This is a genomic window from Geobacillus sp. PLS 41 (assembly GCF_056494105.1).
Map to the genome: position 1 here is coordinate 2,404,328 of NZ_CM151395.1, position 13,267 is coordinate 2,417,594.

General features: G+C 53.2%; 15 protein-coding genes and 1 pseudogene. 2 read left to right on the forward strand and 14 right to left on the reverse strand.

The window, feature by feature from the left end; all coding sequences use genetic code 11:
• Positions 1 to 30: 30 nt before the first annotated feature.
• Positions 31 to 537, forward strand: coding sequence for a QueT transporter family protein (locus ACVX3G_RS12025; RefSeq protein ID WP_011231162.1), 507 nt, complete (start codon positions 31 to 33; stop codon positions 535 to 537).
• Positions 538 to 547: 10 nt separating this feature from the next.
• Here the strand turns inward: ACVX3G_RS12025 and ACVX3G_RS12030 are convergent, their stop codons facing one another.
• Complete coding sequence (locus ACVX3G_RS12030) at positions 548 to 799, reverse strand: hypothetical protein (RefSeq protein ID WP_227016070.1); 252 nt, start codon at positions 797 to 799, stop codon at positions 548 to 550.
• Positions 800 to 801: 2 nt separating this feature from the next.
• Positions 802 to 1,804: pseudogene (locus ACVX3G_RS12035) on the reverse strand (DMT family transporter).
• Between the two features lie 302 nt (positions 1,805 to 2,106).
• Between ACVX3G_RS12035 and ACVX3G_RS12040 the strand changes: the two are divergent.
• Positions 2,107 to 2,550 carry an OsmC family protein gene (locus ACVX3G_RS12040; RefSeq protein ID WP_011231160.1) on the forward strand — a complete coding sequence of 148 codons (444 nt, stop codon included), beginning with the start codon at positions 2,107 to 2,109 and terminating at the stop codon, positions 2,548 to 2,550.
• Between the two features lie 191 nt (positions 2,551 to 2,741).
• On the opposite strand, the gene ACVX3G_RS12045 is transcribed toward ACVX3G_RS12040, so the two are convergent.
• The 12 genes from ACVX3G_RS12045 to ACVX3G_RS12100 form a co-directional block, all read right to left on the reverse strand.
• Complete coding sequence (locus ACVX3G_RS12045; protein ID WP_025039057.1) at positions 2,742 to 3,956, reverse strand: ABC transporter substrate-binding protein; 1,215 nt, start codon at positions 3,954 to 3,956, stop codon at positions 2,742 to 2,744.
• A gap of 126 nt (positions 3,957 to 4,082) precedes the next feature.
• Positions 4,083 to 4,790, reverse strand: coding sequence for an ABC transporter ATP-binding protein (locus ACVX3G_RS12050; protein ID WP_025039056.1), 708 nt, complete (start codon positions 4,788 to 4,790; stop codon positions 4,083 to 4,085).
• Positions 4,783 to 5,547, reverse strand: coding sequence for an ABC transporter ATP-binding protein (locus ACVX3G_RS12055; RefSeq protein WP_011231157.1), 765 nt, complete (start codon positions 5,545 to 5,547; stop codon positions 4,783 to 4,785). Before ACVX3G_RS12055 ends, ACVX3G_RS12050 begins: the two co-directional genes overlap by 8 nt.
• Before the next feature lie 2 nt (positions 5,548 to 5,549).
• Positions 5,550 to 6,587, reverse strand: coding sequence for a branched-chain amino acid ABC transporter permease (locus ACVX3G_RS12060; RefSeq protein ID WP_011231156.1), 1,038 nt, complete (start codon positions 6,585 to 6,587; stop codon positions 5,550 to 5,552).
• A complete protein-coding gene (locus tag ACVX3G_RS12065) occupies positions 6,587 to 7,450 on the reverse strand; it encodes a branched-chain amino acid ABC transporter permease (RefSeq protein WP_025039055.1) in 864 nt (287 codons plus the stop codon). Before ACVX3G_RS12065 ends, ACVX3G_RS12060 begins: the two co-directional genes overlap by 1 nt.
• Before the next feature lie 95 nt (positions 7,451 to 7,545).
• On the reverse strand, positions 7,546 to 8,136 hold the full coding sequence (locus tag ACVX3G_RS12070; RefSeq protein ID WP_020279659.1) for a TetR/AcrR family transcriptional regulator: 591 nt from the start codon (positions 8,134 to 8,136) through the stop codon (positions 7,546 to 7,548).
• Positions 8,137 to 8,156: 20 nt separating this feature from the next.
• Positions 8,157 to 9,326, reverse strand: a complete 1,170-nt coding sequence (locus tag ACVX3G_RS12075; RefSeq protein WP_011231153.1) for a thiolase family protein — start codon at positions 9,324 to 9,326, stop codon at positions 8,157 to 8,159.
• 80 nt (positions 9,327 to 9,406) lie between these two features.
• The gene (locus tag ACVX3G_RS12080; RefSeq protein ID WP_011231152.1) at positions 9,407 to 9,811 is read right to left on the reverse strand and encodes a MaoC family dehydratase; all 405 of its coding nucleotides are present in this window, start codon (positions 9,809 to 9,811) and stop codon (positions 9,407 to 9,409) included.
• Positions 9,808 to 10,257 (reverse strand): MaoC family dehydratase N-terminal domain-containing protein, encoded by a 450-nt coding sequence (locus tag ACVX3G_RS12085; protein WP_011231151.1) that lies wholly within the window; start codon positions 10,255 to 10,257, stop codon positions 9,808 to 9,810. The genes ACVX3G_RS12080 and ACVX3G_RS12085 overlap by 4 nt, the downstream gene beginning before the upstream one ends.
• Positions 10,258 to 10,275: 18 nt before the next feature.
• Positions 10,276 to 11,040: a 3-oxoacyl-ACP reductase FabG gene (fabG, locus tag ACVX3G_RS12090; protein ID WP_011231150.1), complete on the reverse strand. Its 765-nt coding sequence runs from the start codon at positions 11,038 to 11,040 to the stop codon at positions 10,276 to 10,278.
• A gap of 36 nt (positions 11,041 to 11,076) precedes the next feature.
• Entirely contained in the window at positions 11,077 to 12,255 is a 1,179-nt protein-coding gene (locus ACVX3G_RS12095) for an acyl-CoA dehydrogenase family protein (protein ID WP_011231149.1), read from the reverse strand.
• 179 nt (positions 12,256 to 12,434) lie between these two features.
• Complete coding sequence (locus ACVX3G_RS12100) at positions 12,435 to 13,178, reverse strand: NAD-dependent protein deacylase (RefSeq protein ID WP_011231148.1); 744 nt, start codon at positions 13,176 to 13,178, stop codon at positions 12,435 to 12,437.
• Positions 13,179 to 13,267 lie beyond the last annotated feature (89 nt).

Here is a 13,267-nt window from a genome sequence, read left to right on the forward strand (position 1 = left end):
ATATTATCATCAATGCGAGGAGAGGACGTTATGAACATTCGGATCATAGCGGCAAATGGCTTGATCGCCGCCGTGTATATCGCGGTGACGACGCTCATTCAGCCGTTTGGCTTTACGAATATTCAGTTTCGCGTGTCAGAAATATTGAATCACTTGGTCGTGTTCCGCAAAACATACGCTGTTGGCATCGTGCTTGGCGTCTTTTTTGCCAATTTGTTTTTCTCGCCGATTGTCGCGTATGATCTTGTATTCGGCGTTGGCCAGTCGGTGTTGGCGCTGCTCATCACGATCGTCTCTATGCGGTATGTCCGAAACGTTTGGGCGCGCATGGCCGTCAATACGCTGTCATTTACTGTGACTATGGCCATTATCGCCTTCGAATTGAAACTGGCGCTCGGCTTTCCGTTTTGGCTCACATGGCTGACGACGGCCATCAGCGAGTTGGTCGTCATGGCCATCGGCGCGCCGATCATGTATGCCGTCGGCCGCCGGATTGCTCCAGAAGCCTTCCGGGCCGCTGACGGCCGCAACGACTGACCAAGTGTTCCTACGGCATCGAGCGCACCGCCCATTCGATGATCAATGAACAGACAGCGGCGAGCACCGAAGCCGCCGTCATGGTTGTTAGCATAGACCGCAGCTTGGGATGAATATTGGGGCGAAAGTGAAGGATGGCGAGACTGACAGCAACCCCTCCGACCCATACGACAAGACCCACGGGCGTCATAAGCACGTCCCAGTCGCTAATCCAGAAATAAATCACAGCCGCATGGCAGGCCAGCAGCGCATATAGGATCATCCTCACTGCTCTTCCCCCACGCGATAGGAACGCCAGGCTGCTGAAACCGGGTGGGGCCGGCCGGTTCACCGTCTTTGCAGACTCAAAACTATGCCAGCAAATCCCCGCCACAATGACCGCTAAGCCGACAAACGCCCAGCCGTTCGGAAACGGAGCCGATAATAACAGCACTTCGCCGATAACGGCAAAAATCACTTCTCCGGATTGCGTCGCTTCAACAGCAGCCAGCTTCCGCTCATTTCCTTTCGCCCGGTCAGTGGCGATGAAAAAAAGCGTCGTCGCGATAACGCCCGAGCTGATAGCGACAATGAGCGACTGCGCCGTTTGCCCAGCCGAAGGAACTCCGGCTGTCGCCCATCCAATCAGCGCCACGACGAACCAAAACGGCAAGCTGGCGATCGTCATCCCGAATACGCGTTGAAACGCGTCAAGCCGTCCGGCACAATGCTCGATCATTTTTCGGTTGCCCAGCGGGTAAGCAAAGGCGGCGATGAGCACAGGAAAGATCCCCAACGCGATTTCTTCCCATGTGAGATGGCCTGCTTGCTGGAACTGAACGAGCACGACGCCGAGCAAAATAAAAAATGAAATGAAGAGCGCCTGTTTTTCAATCGGGCGGCGCACGGACACAGTTTCGTTTTGCGTTTCAATTTGTTCTGTAAACAGCGGGCTAAGCAGGACGCCGGCGACGATCGTGCACTGCCATGTGCCGGCTACAAGCCATCCTGGGCCGTACGCAGCGGCGTACGTGAGCGGCGCGTAAAACAGACCGAAACCGACCGTCCCCCAGACGATCCATGTCCATGGATGGCTCTTCATGTCGCGCCAAACCGGACTGAGATTGCGGCGGGCAAGAAGAATGACAAACAACAGCGGAACCGTAAAGAAAAAACGAAGTGACGAGCTCCACGTCCAACTTCCGCCAGCTAGCTCCATAGACCGGTTCAATATGAACGTAACGGCAAAAAAGAACGAGGCGGCAAGGCCGAGGGCTATTTCCCGCATGGTCGGTCTCTCCCCTCCTGTGATTAGATTCATCATGTGGCAGAGCAGTTTTATTTTATCGCATTATTGAAAATTTTTCTATTTGTTTTCTTTGATTATTTAGAACATAGTTTTTTATGATAAGAAGTACACAATAAGAATTGATCAACCCGAAACAGTGCTTCCAGGCGGCAATCCTATCATTACCGCATCCATTCTTCTGTCCGTCACCTCCGTTTTCTTTAAATTCTTACTTGTCAAATAGGTATTTATGTATTATTCTTAATTTATATATTATTCTTATTTATCAGGAGGTTTTTTTCATGCCTAAGCTTACCTTTTCCTCTGATGTCAAATGGTCTGGCGAAGGAGTACGCTCGGTGGCTGACATTAACGGCAAACAAGTCATCATTGACGAACCCCCAGCCTTGGGAGGCACCGATCAGGGGCCGAATCCCGTAGAGTTGGTCCTAGCCGCACTAGGCGGTTGCATCAATGTACTGATTTCTCTGTTTGCCAGCCATCACGGGGTCGAACTGAAAGGAGTTCAAGTACACGTAGAAGGAGATTTAGATCCCGATGGCTTTATGGAGAAAGCGGACGTTCGGCCTGGATTCTTAGAAATTCGTTACCATATTGATATCGACTCTCCTTCCGATCCAAAAAACGTCCAAGCTTTGATTGAACACGTTGAACGTGTCTGCCCGGTAAAAGACACCCTAAGGGGCGTCCCCACAGTGTCTATAGCGAATCAAAAAACGTCATAATGCGAAAATGGAAAAGGCTGTCTGGAAAAAGTCGTGCGATGACCTTTTCAGACAGCCTCTCTATTGCTCCATCCATATACCGCTCCATCTACGGATCCTTGAGAAGATGCACACTTCAGGGCTCATGCAAAGAGCATTCCCATTGAAAGCCCGATGATAAGGTGCCTCTGCTTGTCAGTCTGCATGGTGTATTATTGTTTTATTAACTCAATCGGCACAATTTTTCCATTTTCCACCGCAGCCACGACGATTTCCGATTCAAATCCGCCATCGTCGCCGATGCTTGGGACGTTATACACTTTCTTTTCGTCTGGAATGTTTTTCAAGCCGTCGTTCATATGTTCGCGGATCGCTTGCGGGTCATCGACGGTGCCTGCGGCTTTCATCGCCTCGACGAAAGCGTAAAGCGCCAAATAGTTGTAAGCGGCTTCCGATCCCGGATCTTCATTGAACTTTGCCCGATAGTTTTTCACAAACTCTGGAACCGCGGGTTGATCCGACTCGACAAGCGGCATGACGCCGATCGAACCTTCAAGCATGTCATAAGAGCCCGTCACCCGTTTCATCTCATCGAGTTTCGCTTGGTCCATAATGATAAAGCCGCCTTTAAAACCAAGTTCGCGCGCTTGTTTCGCCACTTTTGCCGTCGGTTCCGAAGCGCCCCCGATAAACAACACATCCGGTTTTTCTTTCAATGCATTCGTCACGATCGTAAAGAAGTCGGTGTCTTTCGTAAAGTCAATCGATGATTTGTAGACGACTTTTCCGCCTTGTTTTTCCCAATACGGCAACAGTTTTTCTGTCCAGTCTTTCCCGTATTGCGTCGCCGTCGGCAAGGCGGCCAGTTTCTTGCCGAAATGCTTCATGGCATAATCGGTAAACGTCGGGATGTAGCCGTCATAGCGCGGCGGAATGCGCACGGTCAGCTTATTGCCCGTTTGTGTAATTTTCGGCTCACTCGTATACGCCGCGATGATGAAATTGTCCGTTTGGTTGAACACTTGCAGCGCCATGACGCCACCGCTGTGCGGCGTGAAAATGATCGGCGTATGATGCTCTTGCACAAGGCGTTTGGCGTTCGCTGCCGTTTCGTTTGGCAAATATTTGTCATCTAATGGGACGAGGTTAATTTTGTATTTCTTTCCTTTCACCTCAAAGCCGCCGCTGTTGTTGATTTCCTCGGCCGCCATTTTCAAGCCGTTTAACGTCCGTTGGCCATAATAGGCGGCCGGGCCGCTCAGCGGGCCGCTGTAGCCGATGTTGACCGTGCCCGTTTCACCGCTGCCTCCTCCGCTATTGTTTCCGCCGTTGGCGTTATTGCTGCTTGGCGAATTGTTGCACGCCGCAAGCATCAACATCATGATGGCCGCGATCATAGCGGCGATTGACCATTTTCTTTTTTTCATTCTACTCCCCCCTATTGATGATCTATTATTTTGAATATTTAGATAATATTTAGCACACCCGTTATTCACCCCCTTTCAGTGCCATCTCCTCTCCTTACTTTCGCTGATGGACAAGGATGAGGCCTATCATGCACCAATGTACGCTTTGCGGACATCGTCGTTGGCGAGCAGCTCCTCCGCCGTCCCTGAGGCAACGATCGTTCCATTTTCAAACACATAGCCTTGATGGGCGATCGACAGCGCCGCATGAGCGTTTTGTTCCGCCAACAAAATCGTTGTTCCTCCCTCATTGATTTGCTTAATCGTCGCAAACATTTGCTCGACAATCAACGGGGCGAGTCCGATTGACGGCTCATCAAGCAAGAGCACCGCAGGACGTGACATTAAGGCGCGTCCGATGGCGAGCATTTGCTGCTGGCCGCCGCTTAACGACCCGGCTGGCGCGTTTTGCTTGTCGCGCAAAATCGGAAACAGTTCGTATACATGTTCAATCGAGCGGCGGATGCCTTCTTTGTCCTTCCGATGGACGTAAGCGCCCATCAGCAAATTTTCGTATACACTCATGCGCGGAAACAGTTTGCGCCCTTCCGCGCATTGCACGACGCCGCGCCCGACGATGCGGTCAGGAGGCAGCGAATCAATGCGCTCGCCATCGAGGCGGATTTCCCCCCGCACTGGTTTGTGCAGCCCGCTGATCGTGCGAAACAATGTGCTTTTCCCGGCCCCGTTGGCGCCAAGCAAAACGGCGATCTCCCCTCGCTTGACGGAAAACGTCACATCGCGAATGGCCGTAAAACTCCCGTAGCGGACGGATACGTTCGCAACTTCAAGCAATGGCGCTCCCTCCTAAATACGCTTGAATGACCGCCTCGTTGTTTCGCACTTCCTCGGGCGTTCCTTCAGCGATTTTTTCTCCGTAGTTTAACACCATAATGCGGTCGGCAATTTTCATGATCATCGACATTTTGTGCTCAATCAGGCAAACAGTCAGGCCGCCTTCTATCATTTTGACGATCAACTCCTCAAGCCCTTCCGTTTCATCCGGGTTGATGCCGGCTGCCGGTTCATCAAGCAGCACGAGCTCCGGATCGGTCGCCAAGGCAAGCGCGAACGCCGCCCGCTTTTTCTGCTCCTGCGACAAGTTGGCCACCATCCGATCCGCCACATGGGTTAGACCGACAAAGTCGAGCACTTCCATCGCTTTTTCTTTGCATGCCTGTTCCTCGCGGCGGTGCCGTTTCGTGCGCAAAATGGCATCAAATAAGTTGGATGACGTGCGGAGACGATGGCCGATGATGACGTTGTCGATCACCGTCGCCTGTTCAAACAAGTGAGTCGTTTGAAACGTGCGGGCGATGCCGAGCTTCGCCCGTTCGTTTGCCGGCAGGCGGGTAATATCGCGCCCTTTGAACGTAATCGTCCCTGACGTCGGCCGGTACAAGCCGCTGATTAAATTGAAAAACGTCGATTTGCCGGCTCCGTTTGGGCCGATGATGGCGTTGATCTTCCCTTGCTCGACGGAAAAGGTGACATCGTTGACCGCCAGAAGCCCGCCAAACCGCTTCGTCAACCGTTCAACGTGCAAAAGCATCGTTATCCCTCCTCTGCGTGCCGCTCGCCTCGTCCTTGGCTCGAGACGGCCAGTTCCGCAGCAACTCGGTTCGCTTCTGGATCGAGACGGCGCGCTTCTTCACGCTTTGCTTTCAAACGGATGACCCCCCCGGCAATGCCGTGTGGGTAAAAGATGATGAGCAACGTCAGCACCGGACCGAAAATCAACATCCGGTAATCTTGCAAAAACTGCAATTGTTGGGACAGAAACGTAATCAGCAACGTCCCGACGACCGGACCGGCGAGCGTGCCAATCCCACCGACAAGCAAATACGTTAAAAAGTCGAACATGACGCTGACGTACGCAATGTCCGGGCCAAGAAAGCGGATGAACGATGCGTACAGCGCTCCGGCAAGCGATGTAAAAAAGACCGAGAGAACAAACGAGGCGAGTTTGTTTTTCATCGTCGAGATGCCAAGCGTCAACGCGAGCTCCTCACTGTTGCGAATGGCGATGTACGTCCGTCCGGTCAACGAATAGACAAGGCGGTACATGGTGAAGATGACCGCAACCAAGAAGCATAACACCAAATAATATTGGGCGACGGGCGTTTGAAACGAGAGCGGACCGATGTCAGCCGGCGCCGGGATGCCGATAAACCCGCGCACTCCGCCGGTTAAACTGTCCCATTTGTCAATGATCAAATAGATAATATAGCCCACACAAAGCGTATAAATGGCGAAAAAGTGCTCTTTCGTCCGCAGCGCAACAAGCCCGATGACGGCCCCAAGCAACGTGGTGAACAAACAAGCAAGCACGAAAGCCAACCAAAACGGCACGCCGGCTTTCACCGTCAAAATGCCAAGCGCATACGCGCCAATCGCAAAAAACCCGGCGTGGGCAAGCGACAAATAACCAGTATAGCCAGCAAATAAATTCAGCCCGTAAACAGCGATCATCCAAATGAAGGAGATCGTCATCATGTGCAAGTAATAGCTGTTGGTGACAAGCAACGGAAAGGCAAGCGCCAGCGCCGCAAGAACGGCGATCCATAAGCGCCGGTTGGCGAATACAGCCATCAATGTCCCTCCTTGGCAAACAGTCCGTTCGGTTTGACCGTTAAAATGATGACGAGGATGGCAAAAGCGATAATATCTTTGTAGTCGTTCGACACATACGTCGCTCCTAAGCTTTCGCTGAATCCTAAAATATAGCCGCCGACAATGGCGCCCGGAATGCTTCCCATGCCGCCGAGAATGATGATGACAAACGCCTTCAAGATAACAAGATGGCCCATGCCGGGAAACACGAGGTTGATCGGCGAAGCGAGCGACGCGGCAAGCGCGGCCAAACTGCCGGAAAGAAGAAATGTCATCATGGCGACTTTATTCGTGTTGATGCCGACCAAATTCGCCCCTTCGCGGTTTTGCGCCATCGCGATGATGGAAGCGCCGATGAACGTCTTTTTCAAGAAGAGGTAAAGCAAGATCATGATGATGACAGCGGATGCGATGATGAGGATGCGTTGAATAGTCAAGGTCAAGCCGAAAATGCTGACAACGTCGCCGTATGGGGTCGGCATCGTCTGGTAGTCCGCCCCCCAGACGAACTGGGCGAATGCTTCCAAAAACAACAAAATGCCGATCGCCGCAATTTTGTCATGGAGCGGCGGTGCGTCGCGAAGCGGATAAAACACAAGCCGTTCCATCAATACACCGAGCATCCCGACCGCGGCCATCGACACGACAACGGCCAACCCGTACGGCAGCCCGGCTTTCGTCATCGCAGTGAGCGTGACATAACCGCCCATCATATATAACGCGCCGTGGGCAAAGTTTGGAATGTGCAAAATGCCATAAACAAGCGTCAAACCTAACGCGACAAGGCTGTAAACGCTTCCAACTGTCAGCCCGTTTAACAGCTGCTGGATGAATAGCTCCATCCCGATCCCCCTTTTTGTTTGCCGTTTGGCCAGACCATCAAAGCGGCGCGCCGATCTTTCATTCGGTCTGGCCGCCCGGATTGCCTGGCTCCGCCTCATTTCGACCGCTTTTCTCCAGCTCTTGGCGCCTTTATGCCGTGCAAAATGAAATCAACGAAAATGTCCGTCAGTTCTTCTTCAGAGATGTCTCCGTCAGGCCGGAACCAATAATAGCTCCAGTTGGTGATGCCAAGCAGGCCAAACGTGATCATTTCTGCATGAAGCGATGGCTTGAATTCCCCGCGGGCGATCCCTTCTCGAACCAGCTGTTCATACCGCTTGCGAAACAACCGCCGCTTTGCGCGGATTTCCGCCAAATGGTCATCAGCCAAATGCCGCATTTCGCGGAAGAAAATGCGGGCGCTTTTCTTCCGTGTGCGGATATTGCAGATGACCATATGGACGATGGCCCGCAATTTCTCCGTGCAGCTTTTCTCGGGATCTTGGACAATGCAGGCTTGCTGCCGAAGCAAATCGTCCAGATAGGAAACACAAATATCACATAGCAACTCCTCTTTGCTTTTGTAATAGTAGTAAAAGGCTCCCTTCGTTGCCCCGATCGCTTCGACGATTTCCTGCACCGACGTTTCTTTGAATCCTTTGCGTTCGAACAACTCTATGGCCACTTCCCTTAATTTTTCTTTCATCCTCCACGGTCTCCAATGCGTCATTCTCTCTCAATGATGGTCGCAATCCCTTGGCCGCCGCCGATGCACGCCGTAATCAGCGCATACTTCCCGCTGCGGCGTTTCAATTCATACACCGCTTTTGTGATCAAAATCGCCCCGGTCGCGCCAAGCGGATGGCCGTGGGCAATGGCGCCGCCGTTTATGTTCACTTTTTCCGGATCCATTTCAAGCTCGCGGTCGCAGGCGATCACTTGCGCGGCAAACGCTTCGTTGATTTCGATGATGTCCATCTCATCAAGCGTCAACCCCGCTTTTTCCAACACTTTTCTTGTCGCCGGCACCGGACCGATGCCCATGATGTTCGGGTCGACCCCGGCGACCGCATGGGCGCGGATGACGGCAAGCGGCTTTACGCCAAGCTCCTCTGCTTTTTCCCGCGACATGATGACGAGCGCGGAGGCGGCATCGTTCAGTCCCGAGCTGTTTCCGGCTGTCACCGTTCCGCCTTCCAAAAATGCCGGCGGCAGCTTCGACAGCGCTTCCATCGTCGTGTTCGGGCGCGGATGTTCATCCGTATCGAAGACGAACGGCTCGCCTTTTTTCACCGGCACGGCAATGGGCACGATTTGCTCGTCAAATCGCCCTTCCTGCATGGCGCGCGCCATGCGCTGCTGGCTGCGCAAGGCGAATGCGTCTTGTTCTTCACGGCTGATGCCGTATTTTTTCGCTAAGTTTTCCGCCGTAATCCCCATCGGCGGATCGCCGATTTCTTTCGGCGATAGCTGCGATTTGCGGAAGCTTGGCGGCGTCGAGCTGTACGGTTTTTCCGGGCGGTCCATCAAATACGGCGCGCGGCTCATGCTTTCCACGCCGCCGGCAATATACACATCTCCGTCGCCGGCCCAAATGGCTTGCGCCGCTAAATTGACGGCGTTAATGCCCGAACCGCACTGCCGGTCGACCGTCACTCCCGTCAGCTCGAGCGACAATCCGGTTTGCAGCGCGGTCAGCCGAGCGATATTGCCGCCGCCGCTTAGGACGTTGCCCATAATGACATCATCGACATGCTCCGGACCAATATTCGCCCGCCGCATCGCTTCTTTGATCACTTCCGCGCCGTAAATATGCGCCGGCATCGTCGCCAAAGCGTCTCCTTGGCGGGCGATGGCTGTTCGTACGGCCGACACAATGACGGCATCTCGTCTCATCCTGACTCCTCCTCATCCCCTTTGTAGTACGAAACCCGGCAACTGGGCGTTCTCGATGTTACCGGGCTCGCTGCCTTGCTTCATTCATACAGAGAAAACACGGCTTCGCCCTTAATGACTTCTTTTCCATGCTGGTTGACGGCGGCGACGGCAAAACGGATCGCTTTCTCGTCTTTTTCCTTCACCGTTGCTTTTAAGGTGATGACATCGTTTAAAAACACCATCGACTGGAAGCGGACGAAATAGTCTTGGACAAACCCTTCTTCGTAGTACGGCGTAAACAGCTTCGCGAGATTGCCCATCGTCCACATGCCGTGGGCGATAATGCCCGGCAGGCCGGCTTTTTTCGCCTCTTCATCGATCGTATGAATCGGGTTGTAGTCGCCTGATGCGCCGGCGTATTTGATTAAATCGAGCCGGGACACCGGGGGAAGCGTCACGTCGGGAAGCGACTGCCCTACTTGCCAATCGCGGATCGTCGTCATACGCTCATCGCCTTTCTAACCGCCTCGTTGATCATGATCGTCGAGGTGGAAGTGAAAATGAGATTTCCGTCAGCGTCCTCGCCGTTGTTGGCGATGACCAAAAAGCCGAGCAGGCCCATGCTGCTTTGTTTTTCGTAATAATCTTTCACTTCCGCATAGCAATACAGCTCTTCACCGACAAACAGCGGACGCTCATAATGGAAGCGCTGTTCGCCATGGATGAGCCCTTTGGACGGCAATTTCAGCCCTTCAATGACGCCGTAGTCAAACACGCGCGGAAACGTCGGCGGGGCAATGTTGCGCCCGTAGCGCGACCGTTTCCCCGTCTCTTCGTCCCAATAAATCGGGTTTGGATCGCCGATCGCCTCCGCAAACTTTTTCACCGCTCCGCGCTCAACGACATTTTTCACTTTCGCTGACCGTTTCCCGATGTCATGTTGGTACATGCCCCGTCCTCCTCGTTTTCAGCATTTCGGACCGCCGGCGACATACAGCACTTGGCCGTTGACAAACGACGACCGCTCATCGGCGAAAAACGCGACTGCATGAGCGATGTCTTCCGGACGGCCGCTGCGCCCGACCGGGATGTTGGCGACGCTCGCTTGGATGAGCTGCTCAAACGAAATGCCAAGCCGCTCGGCCGTCGCTTTCGTCATATCGGTTTCAATAAACCCAGGGGCGACGGCATTCGTCGTGATGCCGAATTTGCCAAGCTCAATCGCCAGCGTTTTCGTAAATCCTTGGATGCCGGCTTTCGCCGCCGAATAGTTCGCCTGGCCGCGGTTGCCGAGCGCGGATGTCGACGAAATGTTGATGATGCGCCCGTACCCTTTTTCGACCATATATTTTTGCGCGGCGCGGGCGCAGTAAAACGCGCCTTTTAAATGGACGTCCATCACCGTTTGCCAGTCGTCATCGGTCATTTTAAACAGCAAATTGTCGCGGATGACGCCGGCGTTGTTGACGAGAATATCGAGCGAACCGAACCGATCGACCACTTCTTGGATCGTCGCTTCTACTTGTTCGCGGTCGGTGACGCTCGCCACCTTGGCGTAAACGTCATACCCTTTTTCCCGCAGCTCCGCAGCCGTCGCTTCAAGCGCTTCTTCATTTAAATCAATGAACGCCACTTTCGCTCCTTCTTCCGCGAAGCGGGTGACAATCGCCTTGCCAATGCCGCGGCTTCCTCCGGTCACAAACGCCACTCTTCCTGCAAACCGTTGGCTCATCGTGTTCTCCTCCCTTTCGATAACGCTTTCATTTTTTTAGATGAACTGTCCAAGCTTGACGTGCCCTTTGATCAAATTGCGGGCGATAATGAGGCGCTGAATTTCATCCGTGCCGTCGTAAATGCGCCACAATCTCGCTTCACGATACCAGCGCTCGATCGGCATTTCTTTCGTGTAGCCCATGCCGCCGTGGATTTGCATGACGCGGTCGACGACGCGGTTGCCCATGTTCGCGCCAAACAGCTTCGCCATCGAGGCTAAATGGCGGTTGTCCTCCCCTTGGTCAAGCGTAAAGGCCGCGTTTAACACAAGCCATTTCGCCGCTTCGATTTCTACCGCCGAATCGGCAATCATCCATTGGATCGCCTGCCGCTCGGCGATCGGTTTGCCGAATGTGACACGCTCCTTCGCATAGTCAATGGCCATTTGCAAAAGCCGCTCGGCCGCTCCGACCGCACGGGCGCCGACGACCCAGCGGGCGTAGCCGATCCACTCAAGCCCAAGCTTATAGCCGTGATGCAGCTCGCCTAAAATGTTTTCTTCCGGCACGCGCACGTTTTCGAAAATTAAGCTGGCTGGAGTGGAAGGTCCCATCGTATGTATCGGTTCCGAACGCCAGCCCATCTCGCGGTCGACGATAAAACACGTCACCCCTTCACGCCCGTTCGAAGCTTGGTGACGCTCTTTGTCGGTGATGGCGATCACCATGACGAAATCGGCTTCATTGCCGCCGGTAATGAATGTCTTCTCCCCGTTTAACACCCACTCGTCGCCGTCTTTCACCGCCGTCATTTTAATGTTGCGCGTATCTGATCCTGCTCCCGGCTCGGTCATGGCAAAGCACGATTTTTTCTCGCCGTTGATCGTCGGGATCAAATATTTTTTCTTTTGCTCTTCATTCGCGTAATACAAAATGTTGTCCGCCGATCCGCCAAACTGGAACGGAACAAGCGTTTTCGACACTTCCATCAACACAATCGCCTGCATGACATGGCCCAAATTCGCGCCGCCGTATTCCTCCGGCGTGTTGATCCCCCAAAACCCCGCTTCCTTCGCTTTGAGCTGCAGCTCTTTTAATTTTTCGGGCGGGAGCCCAGGCTTCCCTTCGCGCTCATTGCGCAATACTTCATTTTCGAGCGGCATCAATTCTTTTTCGACAAACTTGCGGATCGCTTTTTGCACCATGCGCTGCTCGTCCGTTAAGCGCAAATACATGATGGTCCCCTCCCTTTTCCGTTACGCCTTTATGCTCGACTCCACTCATCAAAATACCAACCGGTTGGTATGTTATCTTTATTATATTCGAATGTTCTGAAAAGTACAATACCTTTTTTGATTTTCGTCCAACGGGAAAACGCCATATGCGTTCTCCCGTTGGCATGGAATCTATCGATCTATTCCGCCTGTATTTGCTTGCGCACGCTAGCGACCGTTTTCCCGATTCCGCCATAAATGACAAGGTCAAACATCCCGTCCATTCTTGTCGCTGTTTTGTTGATCAATACTTTCCTTGTTGCCGGCGATTCGGCGGCGACATAAAACGGGATTTGATTCACGGGCGCCACTTCCAAACTTGTTCCCATCGCCAGAAGCAAGTCGCTGGCGGCCGCCGCAGCAAACGCTTCTTCCATGCGCGGCACGAGCCCGCCAAACAAAACGACATCCGGTTTGACAATCGTCTGGCACTTTTCACAGCGCGGCACCTCGTGACGGTTGATAAACGACAGATCATACTTGTTGCCGCATGACGGGCATGTCGCCGTCTGCAGCGTGCCGTGCAGCTCAATGACATTCGTGCTTCCTGCTTTCGTATGCAGCCCGTCAATATTTTGCGTCAAAATCGTCACCGTCTTGCCCATCTCCTCAAGCCAGCGGAGAAACCGATGCCCGTCATTCGGGGCAAAGCCGCCCATCATTTTTAATGAAAACATCCGCTTGAATCGACGCCAAAAATCAACCGGATCTTTTTTGTAATAATACTCTGACAAATAATATTCGACATTGTCCTCTTGGGCGTAAAGGCCGTTTTCGCTGCGAAAATCAGGAATGCCGGATTCCGTGCTCATCCCCGCCCCGGTCAGGACGGCGATCGTATTCGCCTCTTTGATCCATTGCGCCAGTTGCCGGATTTGGTCCATCCTCGTTCTCTCCTTTCCTACGAACCTCTTGGTTTTGCCAGTCTCGCCTTCGGTTCTTTTCGAGGCCATAACGTATAGCTGAAACTCCA

Coding starts and splice junctions, on each gene's coding strand:
- ACVX3G_RS12055 (WP_011231157.1), bottom strand. CDS start 5,547: ATGCTTTTGCACGTTGAACGGTTGACGAAGCGGTTTGGCGGGCTTCTG.
- ACVX3G_RS12080 (WP_011231152.1), bottom strand. CDS start 9,811: ATGACGACGATCCGCGATTGGCAAGTAGGGCAGTCGCTTCCCGACGTG.
- ACVX3G_RS12040 (WP_011231160.1), top strand. CDS start 2,107: ATGCCTAAGCTTACCTTTTCCTCTGATGTCAAATGGTCTGGCGAAGGA.
- ACVX3G_RS12095 (WP_011231149.1), bottom strand. CDS start 12,255: ATGTATTTGCGCTTAACGGACGAGCAGCGCATGGTGCAAAAAGCGATC.
- ACVX3G_RS12045 (WP_025039057.1), bottom strand. CDS start 3,956: ATGAAAAAAAGAAAATGGTCAATCGCCGCTATGATCGCGGCCATCATG.
- ACVX3G_RS12075 (WP_011231153.1), bottom strand. CDS start 9,326: ATGAGACGAGATGCCGTCATTGTGTCGGCCGTACGAACAGCCATCGCC.
- ACVX3G_RS12060 (WP_011231156.1), bottom strand. CDS start 6,587: ATGGCTGTATTCGCCAACCGGCGCTTATGGATCGCCGTTCTTGCGGCG.
- ACVX3G_RS12100 (WP_011231148.1), bottom strand. CDS start 13,178: ATGGACCAAATCCGGCAACTGGCGCAATGGATCAAAGAGGCGAATACG.
- ACVX3G_RS12025 (WP_011231162.1), top strand. CDS start 31: ATGAACATTCGGATCATAGCGGCAAATGGCTTGATCGCCGCCGTGTAT.
- ACVX3G_RS12065 (WP_025039055.1), bottom strand. CDS start 7,450: ATGGAGCTATTCATCCAGCAGCTGTTAAACGGGCTGACAGTTGGAAGC.
- ACVX3G_RS12085 (WP_011231151.1), bottom strand. CDS start 10,257: ATGTACCAACATGACATCGGGAAACGGTCAGCGAAAGTGAAAAATGTC.
- ACVX3G_RS12070 (WP_020279659.1), bottom strand. CDS start 8,136: ATGAAAGAAAAATTAAGGGAAGTGGCCATAGAGTTGTTCGAACGCAAA.
- ACVX3G_RS12030 (WP_227016070.1), bottom strand. CDS start 799: ATGATCCTATATGCGCTGCTGGCCTGCCATGCGGCTGTGATTTATTTC.
- fabG (WP_011231150.1), bottom strand. CDS start 11,040: ATGAGCCAACGGTTTGCAGGAAGAGTGGCGTTTGTGACCGGAGGAAGC.